The following is a 16,019-nucleotide window of genomic DNA, read 5'->3' as shown; positions in this document are numbered from 1 at the left end:
GGTGCAAGAAAATGGTCGTTCGGCGGTTCGGCCGGTGGCGGGCGCCACCGGCTGCTGTGGTCCGGATTACATCCGGCCGGCGACCTTCAGGGCAAAGGCATATTCGAAGGCGATTTCCTCCAGCCGCTGGAAGCGGCCGGATTTTCCGCCATGGCCTGCCGCCATGTTGGTCTTCAGCAGGTAGGGGCCAGCCTCTGGGGCCTTTTCCCGCAGCTTGGCCACCCACTTCGTCGGTTCCCAGTAGGTCACGCGCGGATCGGTGAGCCCGGAAATGGCGAGAATGGGCGGGTAGGATTTTGTTCCTACGTTGTCATAGGGCGAGTAGGCCGCGATCCAGCGGTATTCCTCTTCTGATTCGAGCGGATTTCCCCATTCCGGCCATTCCGGCGGCGTCAGCGGCAGCGTGTCGTCCAGCATGGTGGTGAGCACATCGACAAAGGGGACGGCGGCGATGATGCCGGCGAATTTTTCCGGCGCCATGTTGGCAATCGCCCCCATCAGCATGCCGCCGGCAGAACCGCCCTCGGCGATGATCTGGTCATAAGCGGTAAAGCGCTGCGCCACGAGATGGTCGGCTGCGGCAATGAAGTCCTTGAAGGTGTTTTCCTTCAACGCCATCTTGCCGTCTTCGTACCAGGAAAACCCCTTGTCCTTGCCGCCGCGCACATGGGCGATGGCATAGACGAAGCCTCGATCGGCGAGCGACAGGTTGTTGGTGGAAAACGAGGCGGGAATGCTGATTCCATAGGCGCCGTAGCCATAGAGCAGGCAGGGCGCGGAGCCGTCGAGGGGCGTGTCCTTGCGGTAGAGCAGCGAGACGGGCACCAGCGCGCCGTCATGCGATGTCGCCATCACCCGGCGCGTCACATAGTCGTCCGGATTGTGGCCCGAGGGCACTTCCTGCGTCTTCAAAAGCGTGCGCTGGCGCGTGGCCATGTCGTAGTCGAAGAGCTGCGAGGGCGTCGTCATCGAGGAATAGGAAAAGCGGATGACGTCGGTATCGTATTCGGCAGCGCCCGACAGGCCGAGCGAATAGGCCTCTTCGGCAAAGGCGATCGAATGTTCCTCACCGCTCCGGCGGTCGCGGACGACGATGCGCGGCAGGCCGTCGCGGCGTTCCAGCCAGACGAGGTGGCGGGCAAAGGCCATGTGGGAAAGGATCAGCCGGCCCGGCTCGTGCGCCACCAGATCCGTCCAGTTCTCCTTGCCCGGCGCCTCGAAGGGGGCCTCGACGATCTTGAAGTCCTTGGCGCCATCGGCATTGGTGAGGATGTAGAAGACATCGCCGCCCTCGGTCAACGAATATTCGATGCCCTCTTCGCGCTCGGCGACAAGAAGCGGTTCGGCGGTCAGGTCCTTTGTCGAGAGAATGCGGTATTCCGACGTCTCGTGGTCGTGGATGTCGATATAGATGACATCGTCGAGCAGCGAGCCGCCGACGCCCATGAAGAAGCCCGGATCGGTTTCCTCGAACACCAGTCGGTCGGCCGATTGCGGCTCACCGATAATGTGATGGAAAACCTTGGACGGGCGGTGGTTCTCGTCCTGCAGCGTATAGAAGAAGCTTTTGCCATCGGGCGCCCAGACGCCGCCGCCGGCGGTGTTTTCGATGACATCCGGCAGATCCTCTCCGGTCGAAAGGTCACGCACCCGCAGGGTGAAATATTCCGAACCCTTGTCGTCATAACCCCAGATGCCGAGCGCATGGTTGGAGGAATGGTCGATGCCGGACAGGCGGAAATAATCCTTGCCCGCAGCCTCGCGGTCGCCGTCGAGCAGCAGTTCGCGGTCGCCACCGTCGCGCGGGGTGCGGAAGTAATGTGCCTGCTCGCCGCCGGTCACAAACAGCGTGCCATAGGCATAGGGCCCATCCTTCATCGGAACCGAGCTGTCATCCTCCTTGATGCGGCCCTTCATCTCGGCAAACAGCGTCTTCTGCAGATCTTGGGTATCGCCGAGTGCTGCTTCCATATGGGCGTTTTCCGCCTCCAGATGGGCGCGGATCGCTGGATCGAGCAGGCTCGGATCCTTGAACATGGCCTGCCAGTTGTCGGCGCGCATCCAGGCATAGTCATCGGTGCGGGTGATCCCGTGATGGGTATCGCTCACCGGCTTCTTCGGGGCATTCGGCGGGGTGGGGAGGTTCTGGAAAACGGCTTTGGAACGGGCCAAGGGACACTCCGGCATCAGGGGATCGGGAGAGCCAGAGATAGGCGGGGCGGACACGAAGGGCAAGGCGCCCGCTGCCGCCGCCGGCCAAAAGCATGGCCGGCTGTGTCGGGTAAGGAGATTTTTTTCAAGCGCGGCGGCTGCCGGCCTCCGGCTTTCATGAAGGTGCGGGAGGCCGGCATTTCGCGTTACTTCCAGTTCATGTGATCGGGCGCGGTGCAGCCGAAGGGCGCCCGCTCGGAGCCGAACCGGCTCTGCAGCCGCTCGCAGCCCCAGCGGTTGATCGGCGCGGGCATCATGTGGTTGAGATCCATGCCCGGCGAATTGAACTGCGAGGGCGAAGCCAGCACATACCAGAGCCAGTAGCCGATGACGCCGACGAAGATCATCAGGAGGACGCCAAAAAACACGCCGATGCGCTGGCCGATCGTCTGGCCCGGCTTGCGGTACTGCTTCGTCTGCGACAGTTGCACCGGCTGTTCGGCCGTGTCGCCGATCTCTTCGGCGCCGATGAGGGCGCTGCGCTCCTGGTCCGTGAGGTCGATGCGCTCAAGGTCGCTGTCGAGGAGAACGGGAAGCGGCGCTGCCGGATGGCGCACGGCAAGCGCCACCGGCGTGTTGCCCTCCTCGCCGATGATCAACGGCTCCTCGCCCCGCGCGAACCGGGTATTGGCGACCCGGCCGGTCTTGTCCACCGCCAGCCGGTCGGCATAGGCCACCGCAAGGCGCCCGTTCTTGCGCTGCACGGAGGTGAGGAGCACCGGGATGGGTGTGAGCCGGGCCGGTGTTGCGATGCGCCGACGTGTCGCGGCTGCGCGCAACGTCTGCAGCACAAGCGCGATGATGCCGAACACCAGCAGGAACAGCAGGATCGCGAAGCTGATGGCGCGGTTTGCCAGCTTGTCGAGACCAAGGCTCAAGGTGGCCAGCGCCGGATTGTCGCCGGAGACCACCACCTCCGTCTCGTAATCGCCGGAATGGAGATCGACGAACATGATCTCCACATCGCTTTCGTGACGCTTCCCGTCCCGGTCATAGACGAGGGCCGCCTTGCAGGTGGTGAAGACCGCCTTGCGCGTCGTGCATTTGCCGTCGACGATGGTTGCATCCTCGACGACGACAGGATTGCGGCTGATCTCGTAATCGCGCAGCAGGCCCGGGCCTTCGCTCAGGACCATGAAGACGATGATCACGATGAGCACGGGCGTCGCGAAATAGCTGGCAAGGGGGATGGAAACAGCGCTGCGGTTGAGCCGCAGCGGGCGCGAGGGAAGGTCCGGAATGTGAACTGTCATTGGTCTGGCCACGAATATGCGGCAGGGAAAAGTCCCCGCGAGAACGGCATGACCCGGCCTCAACGGCAGCCGGGCGGTTGTGTGCAAAGGCAGGAGCGGCGGCATATAGAGGCGCGACCGGCGATCTCAATATGGCCGTCTTTGTATTCCATTCGGCTGAAATAAGACGTGTCGTCCGGCTGTCCGAGCTGGCGGCGCGCCGTAAGCGGGCTCTGCCGGACCTCTTGCAGTTTCCGGTGCAAAGCGGGTGTCAAGGCGGGAATTCTCGCTCCGGTGGGTGGTCAAGCGGCCATCGCTTTCCTAGTTTCCCCCGCGTCCGACCTCTATTGGATGAGAATGCCATGACAATGACCGCAAGGATCGTCCTCCTGACGATCGCATCTTTTGCAGCCCTTCCAGCCCATGCCATCGACAGCCGCATTGCCCGTCAGCTCGATGCCCTGACGCCGGAGGAGCGGCGCGAGCAGCGGTGCGATATCGAAGCGATGAACCGCATCGCCAAGGAGGAAGCCGGCTTCAAGCCCGACAAGGTGATCGCCTACACGTTTGGCGACACGATCGAAAAAGGCGACCTGATCCGCGCGCCCGGTGCGGTGTTCCGCAGCGGCGGCGACTGGTATCGCCTGAAATACAAGTGCCAGACGGCCAATGATGGCCTGGCGATTACCACCTTCGACTACAAGGTGGGTTCGAAAATTCCGCGCGACCAGTGGCCGGAATATTATCTCTACGATTGAGCATCTGCCGCCTCAGGCAGGGGCACGCAAAACGAAAGCCCGGCGGTCCATCTGGATCGCCGGGCTTTGTCGTCGAGAGGTCTGCCGTCTCAGGCCGGCAGTTGCGGCACGGTCTTGCGGTCGGGAAACAGCTCGTTGAACATGGTCATCATGATGAGCAGGATGGGAAGGGCGAGCATGGCGCCGACGGCTCCCCACATCCAGGTCCAGAACAGGATGCCGACGAAGACCACGAAGGGATTGATTTCCCATTGGCGGCCCATGACGGCCGGAAACAGCAGGTTTTCCATCACCAGGTGGACGAGGAAGAATATGGCTGCCGGCAGAAGCCCGATGATCAGCGTGTCATGGGTGATGATGCCGGCAATCGCAACCGACAGCGTCATCACGGTAATGCCGAGAAACGGGATGAAGCTCGACAGGAAGGCAAAGACGCCCCAGAGCAGCGGCATGGCAAGCCCGCCCGCATAGGCAATCAGCGTCATGACCACGCCAAGCCCGAGATACATCATGCTGGCGGTGGCAAAATAATAGCCGAGCACTTCTTCCACCGCATTGAAGATGCGGATGGCGAGCAGGCGCTGGCGGCGCGTCGGAAAGGCCATGATGATGGTGCGGCGCAGGCGCAGGCGTCCATAGAGGAAGAGCAGCAGGGCGGCAAAGAAGATCAGGCCCTGCACGATCGCCGGCGTCAGGTTGGCCGACAGCACGCTCAACACATTGCCGCTGTTTTCGAGGAATTTGTCCATCGACATCGGGCCGCTGTTGAAGCTTGCCGGCGTGATGTTCAGCCAGTGATGCCGCTCCAGGAAGGGTGTCACGCGATCCAGGGTTTCCTGCACGACGCGCGGCCCGTCCTGGATCAGCGTGCCGACCGGCTCGGCCAGCGCATTGGCGAGGAAAAACAGGCACGCCATGACCAGCGTCGACAGGATGAGGGCGATGCCGAAGCGGGGAATGCCGAATTCGCCCATGCGGTCGGCCACCATGCCGAGGATCATGCCGATGACGATGGCAAGCGCCACCGGCTTCATCACCAGCGACAACTGGTGGATGACGGAAAAGCCGATGACGAGGAAAATGCCGATGACCGCCCAGGCCTTGGCCACTTCCAGCGCATCGCGGCCAAGTGGCATGAATTCGGTGGTGTCGCTGCTGTATCCGGCGATTTCGTCCTGGCGCGCACCTTCGTGCTCGATCGTGCGCCGCTTGCTCTTGACGTTCTGCCTGCCCTGTCGGGCCGCTATGGTTGCCATGTTCGGGATCCCTCTTGCGCGCCCTCAACGCGCGAGGGTTGCAGCGGTTCCAGAGGCTGCGAAAGGTTCAGGCGGCAAGCGTGAGACCGATCCCCCAAGGATCGACGAGCGAGAGGCCTTCGGCGCTGCGGCTGGTGGCAACCTCCAGCTTTTCGAGCGCCTGGCGGGCTGTTTCAAGCGCTGCCTTGTCTTCGAATTTCAGCGTGTAGCCGGCAAGGCCGCTCATCGTCTTCTGCCGTGCGCCGGCGCCGCGGCTGTTCCAGATATTGGCCGCGACATGGTGGTGGTAGCCGCCGGTTGCAAAGAAGCTGGCGCCCGGATAGCGCGCCATGATCTTCAGTCCCAGCACGTCGCGGTAAAAGGCGTCTGCTTCCGGAATGGCGCCCACCTGCAGATGGATATGGCCGATGGCGGTGCCCGCCGCCATGCCGGCCCAGCCCTCCTTGCGGGCGCCGTCGTAAAGCGCCTGCAGGTCGAGCCGGTTGGTGGCCATGGTCACCGTGCCGTCCGGCTGGTAGGACCATTCGAGCGGCGCGCGGTCGCGGTAGATCTCGATGCCGTTGCCTTCCGGGTCCGACAGGTAGATCGCTTCGCTCACCAGATGATCGGAGGCGCCGTCGAGGCGCACGCCGTGATGCACCGCATGGGCAAGCCAGGCGCCAAGCTCGGCCCGGTCCGGCACGAGGAAGGCAGTGTGGAACAGGCCGGCGGCGTTGCGCGGGGCGCGCGCGACGTCCTTGCCCGTCGACAGCGTCAGGAGCGGCGTGCCATCCACGCCGAGCACCGTGCCGCTTGGGGCTTCCTCCAGCACCGACAGGCCGATGATCTGGCGATAGAAGGCGGCCGTGCGGTCGAGATCCGTCACCTGCAGATGGGCCGTGCCGACATGGGCAGGGCGGGTGAGGGCAAAGGCTTTGGCAGCGGCGGTCTCGGTCATGCGGCAGGTCTCACTCGAGAGAGGGTCAGCCTTGACTATGCCCGCTCACCGTCGTTCACGGAAGATCCCAAGTGGAAGACGAATCGTTCAGCAATAGAGAACGGTCTTCGCGGGGACGTTCCCGATGTTTGACTTGGCTCAAGGCGCAGACATGCAAGGCGCGCAAGATCCCGGCATACAGTCAAGGGAGCGAACCATGTACCAATCCATCCTCATTGCCGTCGATGTCGCGCAACTGGAAAAGGCCGAGCGGCTGATCGTCAAGGCGGCGACGCTGGTCGATGCGGGCGGCAAGATCACGCTCGTCAATGTGGTGGAGGAGGTGCCCGGCTATCTCAGCATCGACATTCCTGCCGATCTGATGGGACAGGCGCGGGCCGATGGCCAGGCAAAGCTGACGGCCCTGCGCGACAAATTCGGCCTCAAGGCACAGGTGGAGATACGGCAGGGCGCGCCGGCCCATGAAATCCTTGCCGCCGCAGCCGCCAATGACGCCGATCTGATCATGCTCGCCTCGCATGTGCCGGATTTTTCCAACTACCTGATCGGGGCAACGGCCGACCGTGTCGTGCGCCATGCCCGCTGCTCGGTGCTGGTGGAGCGCTGAACGGCAGACATGCCCGCCAGCCTTCGTGACGGTAATATGAAGACAGCCTGAACGACACCTCACGGCCTGTTGAAGTGTCGTAAACGCTGATTACCGAATGTGATGGCGCCGGTCGCGCCGCGCCGGTTGCGTCTTTGGCCCCCGACCTTCATGGTGGGGGCAAGGAGACCCGGCATTCATGAGCGACCTGTTGCGATTCGGACGGACCTATGATTTTCACGAGATCGTTGCCGATGGCGTTGTCCACGGCATCGGCATCGTGCTGGCGTTGATCGGCGCAACGGCACTGATTTTCTATGCCACCGTCTGGTCGAGCCATGGCGAGTTGTTTGCCGCCTGGACCTATGGCATCGGCCTCGTCCTGTGTCTCTCCGTGTCGTTTACCTACAATATCTGGCCGCATTCGCGCACCAAATGGCTGCTGCGACGCTTCGATCATTCGGCGATTTTCGTGCTGATCGCCGCCACCTATACGCCGTTCCTGGAACGCGGTTCGTCCGATCCGCTGGTCTTCTTCATGCTGATCTTCGTCTGGGCGGTGGCGCTGTTCGGCATCACGCTCAAATGCGTCTTTCCCGGCCGCTTCGACCGGCTGACGATCCTGCTCTATCTCGGCATGGGCTGGAGCGGCGTGGTGGTGATCTCCCCCTTGTCGGAACTGCTGCCGTCGATCACGCTGTGGCTGATCGTGGCGGGCGGCATCATCTATTCGCTCGGCGTGATTTTCCACGTGTGGGAACGGCTGCGCTTCCAGAACGCCATCTGGCATGCCTTCGTCATCGCCGCCGCCGCCGTGCATTATTCGGCCGTCATCACCTGCTTCAGCCTGCCGTCTCCGACCATCTGACCGGAGCGGTTCTGCCGCACGCCGCTGGACGCGCGGGCGGATCGTCTGCTATGGGAGACGATCCGTAAATGATAGTGGACATCCCATGGCGGCCGACCTTCTCATCCGCGACGCGACCCCGGCAGATCTCGACGCGATCCGCGACATCTACAATGATGCGGTCGCTAACACGACGGCGATCTGGAACGACACGCTTGTCGATCTGGACAACCGGCGCGACTGGTATGCGGCGCGCATGGCGCGCGGCTTTCCGGTTCTGGTGGCCGAGGTGGACGGGGTGATTGGCGGTTACGCCTCCTATGGCGACTGGCGGGCCTTCGAAGGCTTTCGCCATACGGTGGAGCATTCCATCTATGTCGAGAAGGATCACCGGGGCCTCGGCCTTGGCCGGCAGCTGATGCAGGCGCTGATCGTGCGCGCCACGGAGCGGCAAATCCATGTGATGGTGGCCTGCATCGAGGCGGAAAACCACGCCTCCATCAGGCTCCACGAAAGCCTCGGCTTTCGCACCAGTGGCACGTTTTTCGAAGTGGGCACCAAGTTCGGCCGCTGGCTCGATCTGACCTGCATGGAGAAGCGGCTGGGCTGATCAGGGGGACAAGGCGTCCCGTAGTTTCATTGACGGCGTGAACAGCGCGGTGCACGAGCGCTTTGACGGCATCGCCTTTGGTGTTACGCTTGCTCCCAGCGGATCGGTCCGAAAATCCAATCGATTTTCGAAAACACGACGCGTGAGTGCGAATATCGGACCGACCTTTGCGCGTCAAAAACGACGCCAGGCGCTCTGAGGAGCTTAAGATGAGCATCAAGGCAGACCTTGGTCCACCGCTGGAAGACTTTGTAGCCTCCCTCGTCAGGGAAGGGCGGTTTCGCTCGCGCGACGAAGCGCTTCAGGAGGGCGTCCGGTTGCTGGAGATGCAGGAGAAACGTCTTTCAGAGCTTGATGCTGCCATCGCGGAGGGGATTTCCGACGCAGAAGCCGGACGCGTCACCGCGTCTGCGGATATGCGGGCCCATTTTCGCGCGAAACGGCAAGGCGCGGTCACCCGGACAACCCGATGACGGTCGTCTTTTCAGATCGTGCCAGAGACGATCTGGAGACAATCTGGCAGGCGATTGCTCACGAAAATCCGGGCCGTGCGACGAGCTTCGTCGAAGAACTGATCGATCTGGCGGAAAGCCTCGCCACAATGCCTTTTCGCTTTGCCGAAGTCAGGCGCTATTCGGCAAGCGGCATTCGCCGCGTGCCGCACGGCAATTACCTGATCTTCTATCGGGTGCTGGCCGATCGCATCGAGATCATCCATGTGCTGCATGCGGCCCGTGACATTGACCGCATGCTGTTTGGCGAAGGCGAGTGAGCCGCTACCTTACACCGGCTCGAACACCATCGAATGGCCGTTTATGCAGTAGCGCAGGCCGGTCGGTTTGGGGCCGTCCGGGAAGACGTGGCCGAGATGGCCGTCGCAGGTGGCGCAGCGGATTTCGGTGCGCACCATGCCGTGGCTCATGTCCTTCAGTTCCACCACCGCATCGGGTGTCACCGGCGCAAAATAGCTTGGCCAGCCGCAGCCGGAATCGAACTTGGTATCGGAAATGAACAGCGGCGCGTCGCAGCCGGCGCAGCGGTAAAGACCCTTGTCCTTGCTGTTCCAGTAAGGACCCGTAAAGGCTCGCTCCGTGCCCTGTTGACGCAGGATGCGGTATTGCTCGGGCGTCAACTGTTCGCGCCACTCCGCATCGCTCTTTTCAACCTTGGTTGTGTTGATGTCTGTCATCGGTCACTCCTGTTTGTCTTGATATAGGCGTTCACGGATCGATCAAAAAGGTGGTGTTTCCGTCGTTTTTCATCGAACAAGCGTTGAGGCTGGCAAACCCTTGGCTTAAGTAGGGTCACGCTGTCTCGGTCCGGTTGCCTCTCGCTGCCCGGTTGCGGAGATTGAAAGCATGATGCCGCGTGCCGACAGGAGGCCGATATCGCCGCAATGACCATGGTCTGTCTGTTTCTGCCATTCGTCGCGGCGCTGGCTGCTCCTTTTCTGACGCGCGCGCTCGGCGCCAATGCCGCCTGGGTTCTGGCGCTGGCGCCGGCCGTCTCCTTCGCCTATTTCACCGGATACCTTCCCGAAATTGCCGCAGGCGAGGTGGTGACGGGCGGCTATGCCTGGGTTCCGAGCTTCAACCTGTCGTTTTCCTGGTTCATCGACGGCCTGTCGCTCACCTTTGCGCTGCTCATCACCGGCATCGGCACGCTGATCGTGCTCTATTCCGGCGGTTACCTGAAGGGTCATCCGCAGCAGGGCCGGTTCTTCGCCTTTATCCTGCTCTTCATGGGCGCCATGCTGGGCGTGGTCGTCTCCGACAGTTTCCTGATGCTCTTCGTCTACTGGGAACTGACCTCGATCACCTCCTTCCTGCTGATCGGCTTTGATCACACGCGCGAAGCGGCGCGCCGTTCGGCGCTTCAGGCGTTGGTGGTGACCGGCGGCGGCGGGCTTTGCCTGCTCGCCGGCCTCATCTTCCTGTGGAACATCACCGGCGTCACGCAGCTGTCGCTCATCGTCCACCAGGGCGATGTGGTCAGCCAGAGCCCGTTCTATCTGGCAGCCCTTCTGCTCGTGCTCGGAGGCTGTTTTACCAAGTCGGCGCAGTTTCCCTTCCATTTCTGGCTGCCGAACGCCATGGAAGCGCCGACGCCCGTGTCTGCCTATCTGCATTCGGCGACCATGGTGAAGGCCGGCGTCTATCTCCTGATGCGGCTCAACCCGACGCTGGGCGGCACGCCCGCCTGGGAGATCCTTCTGCCCTTCTTCGGCGGCGTGACGCTGATCGTCGGCACGTTTCTCGGGCTTCGCCAGACCGACCTGAAACTGATGCTCGCCTATACGACCATGGCTTCGCTCGGGCTTCTGGTGATGCTGACCGGCTTTGATTCCGAACATGCCATTGCAGCCGCCGTGCTCTATCTGGTGGCGCATTCTCTCTTCAAGGGTGCGCTGTTCATGGTGGCGGGCCTCATCGACCACGAGACCGGCACGCGCGACGCGACCAGATTGTCGGGACTTGCGAAGGCCATGCCGATCACTTTCGTGGCGGCCCTTCTGGCAGCGCTGTCGATGGGTGGCCTGCCGCTGTTCTTCGGCTTTCTCGCCAAGGAAGAAATCTATCATGCGCTCTATGCCGGCGACCTGCGCTCCATCCTCTTCACCACGGTTGCCGTCATCGGCAACGGGCTGATGTTTGCGCTCGCCTTTGCCGTCGGCCTGAAACCCTTCGTCGGCCAGAAGCTCGAAACCCCGAAGCACGCCCATGAGGGGCCTGCGCTCCTCTGGATCGGGCCGCTGGTGCTGTCCGCCCTCGGCCTGCTGGCGGGCGTCTTTTCAAGCTTTGCGCACCGCTTCGTCTCCTCGCCCATGGCAAGCGCCGTCAAGGGCGTGCCGGTCGAGGTGACGATCTCGACCATTCCGCATTGGGGGGCAGCCCTTGCGCTGTCGCTGGTGACGGTTGCCTTCGGCCTTGTCGTCTATCTGCAGCTTGCCCGCGTCCGCGCCCTGATGGTGCGTTTCATCGATGCGCTGGGGCCGGGGCCGGACCGTGGTTTCGATGCGGCCATCGCGGGCCTGGTGAAGGTTTCGGTCAAGGTGACGCGCTTTGTCCAGCCCGGACGCCTCGAGATCTATGTGACGGCGACCTTCCTGCTTCTGGCGCTCACCCTTCTCGTGCCACCGGTGCTTTATGGCGAACTGCCGGCCATGCCCTCCTGGCCGGGCGACATGATGGTGCAGGAATGGGCTTTCCTGGCGATTGCGCTGATCGGGCTTGTCGCGGTGCTGCGCGCCAGCAACCGGCTGACGGCCATCGTCTCGCTCGGCATCCAGGGCTTTGCGGTTGCCGTCCTCTTCCTGCTGTTTGGCGCGCCGGACCTGTCGTTCACGCAGTTCATGGTGGAGACGCTGTCGGTGGTCATCTTGGCACTTGCCATGACGCGGCTTCGCCTGATGCCGTCGGACCACCGGCCGATCGGCCAGATGCTATGGGATGCAGCGATCGCCATTGCCTGCGGGCTGGGCTTCATGCTTCTCCTGATGAAGTCCGTCGAAGGGGTCTTCAACACAGCGCTCACCGATTTCTTCAACACCTATTCGAAGGTGATCGCCCACGGCGCCAATGTGGTCAACGTCATCATCGTCGATTTTCGTGGCACGGATACGCTGGGCGAGATCGCCGTGGTGATGGTGACGGGACTTGCCATCCTGGCGCTCATCCGTGTGCGCGTCGGTGCCCAGAAGCCGGCCGACAACGATCCGGATGCCCATGAACCGGACCATAGGCCGGAGCCGGCCGGGCAGACGGGAGGACGCTGATGAACACGCTGATCTTTCGCACCATCGCGCCATTTCTCACCGCCCTGATGCTGGTCTTTTCCGTCTTCGTGCTGTTGCGCGGCCATAACGAGCCGGGCGGCGGCTTTATCGGCGGGCTGATCGCCGCCTCTGCCTTTGCCATCTACGGGATTGCCTATGGCGTTGCGGCCGTGCGCCGGGCCCTCTGGTTTCATCCGATGGCGGTTGCCGGCTTCGGGCTTTTCGTCTCCACACTGTCGGGTCTGCTGTCGATCCTTGCCGGCGTGCCCTTCATGACGGGCCTTTGGATCACGCCGCATCTGTTCGGAGTCGAGATCGCGCTGTCGAGCGTCATGTCCTTCGATATTGGGGTTTATCTCGTCGTGGTCGGGGCGATCACCTCGATTGCGCTGGCGCTTGAAGAAAAGGAGAGCGATTGATGGAGTTTCCGCTCGCCATCCTGGTCGGCACCTTCTTTTCCGCCGCCATCTATCTGATGTTGTCCAAACATTCGGTGCGCATGCTGCTCGGCATCGCCATTCTCGGCAATGCCGTCAACCTTCTCCTGTTTACCGGCGGGCGGCTGACGCGTGAAGTGCCGCCGATCATCGGGGCGGGCATGGAGACGCTGCCGGCCGGTGCCGCCAATCCGCTGCCGCAGGCGCTCATCCTCACGGCCATCGTCATCTCGTTTTCCTTCTTTGCCTTCCTGCTGGTGCTGACCTACCGCGCCTATCAGGAGCTTGGCACCGACAACACTGACGAGATGCGGCTGGCCGAGCCGAAGGATGAACCCATGCCGCCCATCGGCTACTGAGGAGGTTTTCACACACCCATGGCTGCCACGCCTTCGACGCCCGTCGATCTGTCTCTCGCCTTCATCCTGACGCCGCCGCCGCTCGGCAACTGGCTGGTCATTCTGCCGCCGGTGCTGATGATCACGCTCGGCGCCGTGCTGATGATGATGCGCCACGCCACCCGCCTGCACGGGCTGGTGGCCGTGCCGGGCCTTGCGGCGCTGGTGGTGCTGGATGCGCTTCTGTTGTGGAAGGTCGCGGTGGAGGGACCGATCACCATGGTGATGGGCCGCTGGCTGCCGCCCTTCGGCATCGCCTTTACCGTGGATGTGTTCGGGGCGCTGCTGGCGCTCGTTTCGGCCATGGCCGCCCTTGCCGCCGGCATCGCCGCCCTCTCCGACATCAGCGAGACGGGACGTCGCTACGGCTTCTTTCCCTTCCTGATGCTGTTGATGGCGGGTGTCTCCGGCGCCTTCCTGACGGGCGATCTGTTCAACCTCTATGTCTGGTTCGAGGTTCTGCTGATCTCCTCCTTCGGCCTCCTGATCCTGGGATCCGAGCGCGAACAGATCGATGGGGCGCTGAAATATGCCCTGCTCAACCTGCTTGGCACGACCTTCTTCCTGATTGCCGTCGGCTATACCTATGCGATCTTCGGCACGCTCAACATGGCAGACCTTGCCGTGCGGGCGCGGGAGGTTTCCGGCGCGCCGCTGATGACGCTTGCCGGGCTGTTTCTTCTGGCCTTTGCCATGAAGGCGGCCGCCTTTCCGGTCAATTTCTGGCTGCCGGCCTCTTATCACACGCCGCGCCTCACCGTCTCTGCGCTGTTCGGCGGACTTTTGACCAAGGTCGGCATCTACGCGCTGATGCGGGTGATGATCATGCTGTTTCCGGTGCAGCATGAGGCCTGGAGCTTCGTCATCGGCGTGGTGGCGTTTCTGACCATGGTGCTGGCAAGCCTTGGCATGCTGGCGCAGAACGATCTGCGCCGGCTCGCCGGCTATGCCGTCATTCTGGGCATCGGCAACATGCTGGCCGGCATTGCGACGGGCACCGTGTCCGGGCTGGCCGGTGCCGTGCTCTATGCGCTGCATTCGATCCTCGCCATGACGGCGCTTTATCTGGCCGTCGGCCGCGCCGCGGCGCTCTCCGGCCAGTTCACCCTCTCGTCTCTCGGCGGGCTTTATCAGCGTGCGCCGGGCTTTGCCTTCGTCTCGCTGGCGCTGATGCTGGCGGTTGCCGGTCTGCCGCCGTTTTCCGGGCTCTGGCCGAAGATCATGCTGGTGAAGGCCTCCATCGATATCGGCGCCTGGTGGCTGGCGGCCGGCATTCTCGTGTCCGGCTTCCTGTCGACGGTCGCGCTGGGGCGCGTGTTTCTCATCGCCTACTGGCGACCGGCCCCGGCGCAGGCTGAGGGGAAAATGCCGGCGGCGGCGGCCGGGCCGGATCGCCCGGGCGGCAGCGCCGGCTGGCTCTCCTTCGGGCCGCTTGTCGGCCTCACCGTGATCATCACCCTGTTCGGCCTGTTTCCCGAAGCGCCGATGTCCTTGTCGCAGACGGCGGCGATCGGGCTCATGGAACCGGCCGCCTATATCGGCTCGGTCTTTCCCGCAGGAGGGCGCCCATGACCGCCTTTACCATGAATGTTGTCTTTGCTGTGGTCTGGGTGGCGGTGAGCGGCAGCGCGACGCTGCTCAATTTCGCCTTCGGCTTCCTCATCGCCGCGCTGTCCATCGGCCTCATCCGCGAGCAGGCACAGGGTGTCAGCTATCTGAAGCGCATCCGGCGCATCGTCTCTTTGCTCATTCTCTTCCTCAAGGAACTGGCGCTGTCGGCCTGGAAGGTCGCCGTCCTCGTCACGCGGCCAAAGCTTGACGTGAAGCCCGGCATCTTTGCCTATCCGCTGACGGTGGACCGCGATTTCGAGATTACGCTTCTTGCCAATCTCATCACGCTGACGCCCGGCACGCTGTCGGTCGATGTCTCGTCCGATCGCCGCTTCCTCTATGTGCACGCGCTCGACTGCTCCGATGTCGAGGGCACCAGGCGCGACATTCGCGACGGCTTCGAGGCCAAGATCATGGAGGCCTTCCGCTGATGACCGAACAGGCTCTGCTCACCGCCGCCATCTTTGTCGCCAACGGCCTGCTGGCGCTGTCCTTCCTCTTTACCGTGGCGCGCGTGGTGCGCGGCCCGACGCTCGCCGACCGGGTAGTGGCGCTCGACATGCTGGTGGGGATCGCCATCGGCTTCATTGCGCTCATCGCCATCAAGACCGGCTTCGTGCTTTATATCGATGTTGCAATAGCCCTTGGCCTTGTCGGCTTCCTGGCGACGGTCGCCTTTGCCCGCTTCATCCTGTCGCGCCGCACCGCCGACGAGGAGGGAGAGGCGCACGGCCGCCAGCTCGATGGCGGATCGGCCGGTTCACCGGCGCCGGATCGCGTCAAAACGATACAGGATCACAGATGATAAGCTGGTTCTTTACCTTTCTGACAGTCGTTTTGATTATTACTGGCGGTTTGTTTGCGCTTGTTGCCTCCATCGGGCTTTTGCGGCTGCCCGACGTCTTTTCGCGCATGCATGCCGCTTCCAAGGCGGGAACCGTCGCTTCGGGGCTGTTGCTGATTGCCGTTGGCGTTCATTCAGGCGATATATCCATATTTGTCAGAGCCTTGGCCGGCTTCGTCTTCTTCATCCTGACAGCCCCGATATCGGCCCATCTGCTCGCCCGCGCCGCCCATCACGTGGGCTATCCGCTGCATTCCTCGACGGTGATCGATGAACTGAGGAATGGCTCCCCTTGATTATCGGGGGTCCTGACACAATTACTTGTTCCCTCCCGCTCCTGTCCGATAATCAATCAGTAAGTGTGGAGAACGCCCGCTCATCTCCACAATAGAGTAAATATTCGAAGATTGTATTTGGACTTTGCGGCAAACAATGTTAATCGCATGTCAGTAGAGCACGAATATCGATGACATTCGCCGTGCCTCTCTCTGCGGAAATGGCATCCTGCGCGATGGTC

Annotated in this window: 18 protein-coding genes; 13 read left to right on the top strand and 5 right to left on the bottom strand. The window is 62.6% G+C overall.

Annotation, left to right across the window (positions count from 1 at the left end; translation table 11 throughout):
- Positions 1–66: 66 nt before the first annotated feature.
- Together J2858_RS02385 and J2858_RS02380 are read right to left on the bottom strand one after the other, a co-directional pair.
- Positions 67–2,172 carry a S9 family peptidase gene (locus tag J2858_RS02385; protein ID WP_432443230.1) on the bottom strand — a complete coding sequence of 702 codons (2,106 nt, stop codon included), beginning with the start codon at positions 2,170–2,172 and terminating at the stop codon, positions 67–69.
- Between the two features lie 185 nt (positions 2,173–2,357).
- Positions 2,358–3,464: a hypothetical protein gene (locus J2858_RS02380; protein ID WP_210103137.1), complete on the bottom strand. Its 1,107-nt coding sequence runs from the start codon at positions 3,462–3,464 to the stop codon at positions 2,358–2,360.
- Positions 3,465–3,811: 347 nt separating this feature from the next.
- Between J2858_RS02380 and J2858_RS02375 the strand changes: the two genes are divergently transcribed.
- A complete protein-coding gene (locus tag J2858_RS02375; RefSeq protein WP_210104101.1) occupies positions 3,812–4,201 on the top strand; it encodes a DUF930 domain-containing protein in 390 nt (129 codons plus the stop codon).
- 89 nt (positions 4,202–4,290) lie between these two features.
- Here the strand turns inward: J2858_RS02375 and J2858_RS02370 are convergent, their stop codons facing one another.
- Positions 4,291–5,457, bottom strand: a complete 1,167-nt coding sequence (locus J2858_RS02370; protein WP_210103136.1) for an AI-2E family transporter — start codon at positions 5,455–5,457, stop codon at positions 4,291–4,293.
- Between the two features lie 67 nt (positions 5,458–5,524).
- Positions 5,525–6,394, bottom strand: coding sequence for a VOC family protein (locus J2858_RS02365; RefSeq protein ID WP_210103135.1), 870 nt, complete (start codon positions 6,392–6,394; stop codon positions 5,525–5,527).
- Positions 6,395–6,590: 196 nt separating this feature from the next.
- Between J2858_RS02365 and J2858_RS02360 the strand changes: the two genes are divergently transcribed.
- The 5 genes from J2858_RS02360 (at position 6,591) to J2858_RS02340 (ending at position 9,209) form a co-directional block, all read left to right on the top strand.
- A complete protein-coding gene (locus J2858_RS02360) occupies positions 6,591–7,001 on the top strand; it encodes a universal stress protein (protein ID WP_210103134.1) in 411 nt (136 codons plus the stop codon).
- Positions 7,002–7,179: 178 nt separating this feature from the next.
- Positions 7,180–7,848, top strand: coding sequence for a PAQR family membrane homeostasis protein TrhA (gene trhA, locus J2858_RS02355; protein ID WP_210103133.1), 669 nt, complete (start codon positions 7,180–7,182; stop codon positions 7,846–7,848).
- 85 nt (positions 7,849–7,933) lie between these two features.
- Positions 7,934–8,437 carry a GNAT family N-acetyltransferase gene (locus tag J2858_RS02350; protein ID WP_210103132.1) on the top strand — a complete coding sequence of 168 codons (504 nt, stop codon included), beginning with the start codon at positions 7,934–7,936 and terminating at the stop codon, positions 8,435–8,437.
- Positions 8,438–8,646: 209 nt separating this feature from the next.
- Positions 8,647–8,910, top strand: coding sequence for a type II toxin-antitoxin system ParD family antitoxin (locus J2858_RS02345; RefSeq protein ID WP_210103131.1), 264 nt, complete (start codon positions 8,647–8,649; stop codon positions 8,908–8,910).
- Positions 8,907–9,209: a type II toxin-antitoxin system RelE/ParE family toxin gene (locus tag J2858_RS02340; RefSeq protein WP_210103130.1), complete on the top strand. Its 303-nt coding sequence runs from the start codon at positions 8,907–8,909 to the stop codon at positions 9,207–9,209. Before J2858_RS02345 ends, J2858_RS02340 begins: the two co-directional genes overlap by 4 nt.
- A 9-nt stretch (positions 9,210–9,218) precedes the next feature.
- On the opposite strand, the gene msrB is transcribed toward J2858_RS02340, so the two are convergent.
- The gene (msrB, locus tag J2858_RS02335) at positions 9,219–9,626 is read right to left on the bottom strand and encodes a peptide-methionine (R)-S-oxide reductase MsrB (RefSeq protein ID WP_210103129.1); all 408 of its coding nucleotides are present in this window, start codon (positions 9,624–9,626) and stop codon (positions 9,219–9,221) included.
- A 207-nt stretch (positions 9,627–9,833) separates the two neighbouring features.
- On the opposite strand from msrB, the gene J2858_RS02330 reads away from it, so the two are divergent.
- Genes J2858_RS02330 through mnhG form a run of 7 tightly spaced genes read left to right on the top strand, consistent with a single transcriptional unit; the run spans position 9,834 to position 15,798 of the window.
- Positions 9,834–12,212 (top strand): putative monovalent cation/H+ antiporter subunit A, encoded by a 2,379-nt coding sequence (locus J2858_RS02330; protein WP_210103128.1) that lies wholly within the window; start codon positions 9,834–9,836, stop codon positions 12,210–12,212.
- Complete coding sequence (locus tag J2858_RS02325; RefSeq protein ID WP_210103127.1) at positions 12,212–12,631, top strand: Na+/H+ antiporter subunit B; 420 nt, start codon at positions 12,212–12,214, stop codon at positions 12,629–12,631. The genes J2858_RS02330 and J2858_RS02325 overlap by 1 nt, the downstream gene beginning before the upstream one ends.
- Positions 12,631–13,008, top strand: a complete 378-nt coding sequence (locus J2858_RS02320; protein ID WP_210103126.1) for a Na+/H+ antiporter subunit C — start codon at positions 12,631–12,633, stop codon at positions 13,006–13,008. The genes J2858_RS02325 and J2858_RS02320 overlap by 1 nt, the downstream gene beginning before the upstream one ends.
- A gap of 18 nt (positions 13,009–13,026) precedes the next feature.
- Positions 13,027–14,619 (top strand): Na+/H+ antiporter subunit D, encoded by a 1,593-nt coding sequence (locus J2858_RS02315; protein ID WP_210103125.1) that lies wholly within the window; start codon positions 13,027–13,029, stop codon positions 14,617–14,619.
- Positions 14,616–15,089, top strand: coding sequence for a Na+/H+ antiporter subunit E (locus J2858_RS02310; RefSeq protein ID WP_210103124.1), 474 nt, complete (start codon positions 14,616–14,618; stop codon positions 15,087–15,089). The genes J2858_RS02315 and J2858_RS02310 overlap by 4 nt, the downstream gene beginning before the upstream one ends.
- On the top strand, positions 15,089–15,463 hold the full coding sequence (locus J2858_RS02305) for a cation:proton antiporter (RefSeq protein ID WP_210103123.1): 375 nt from the start codon (positions 15,089–15,091) through the stop codon (positions 15,461–15,463). Before J2858_RS02310 ends, J2858_RS02305 begins: the two co-directional genes overlap by 1 nt.
- A complete protein-coding gene (mnhG, locus tag J2858_RS02300; RefSeq protein ID WP_210103122.1) occupies positions 15,460–15,798 on the top strand; it encodes a monovalent cation/H(+) antiporter subunit G in 339 nt (112 codons plus the stop codon). Before J2858_RS02305 ends, mnhG begins: the two co-directional genes overlap by 4 nt.
- Positions 15,799–16,019 lie beyond the last annotated feature (221 nt).

This window comes from Neorhizobium galegae (assembly GCF_017877135.1).
In the GTDB taxonomy this organism is placed as follows: domain Bacteria; phylum Pseudomonadota; class Alphaproteobacteria; order Rhizobiales; family Rhizobiaceae; genus Neorhizobium; species Neorhizobium galegae_A.
This window is presented reverse-complemented; position numbering and strand designations above follow the sequence as displayed.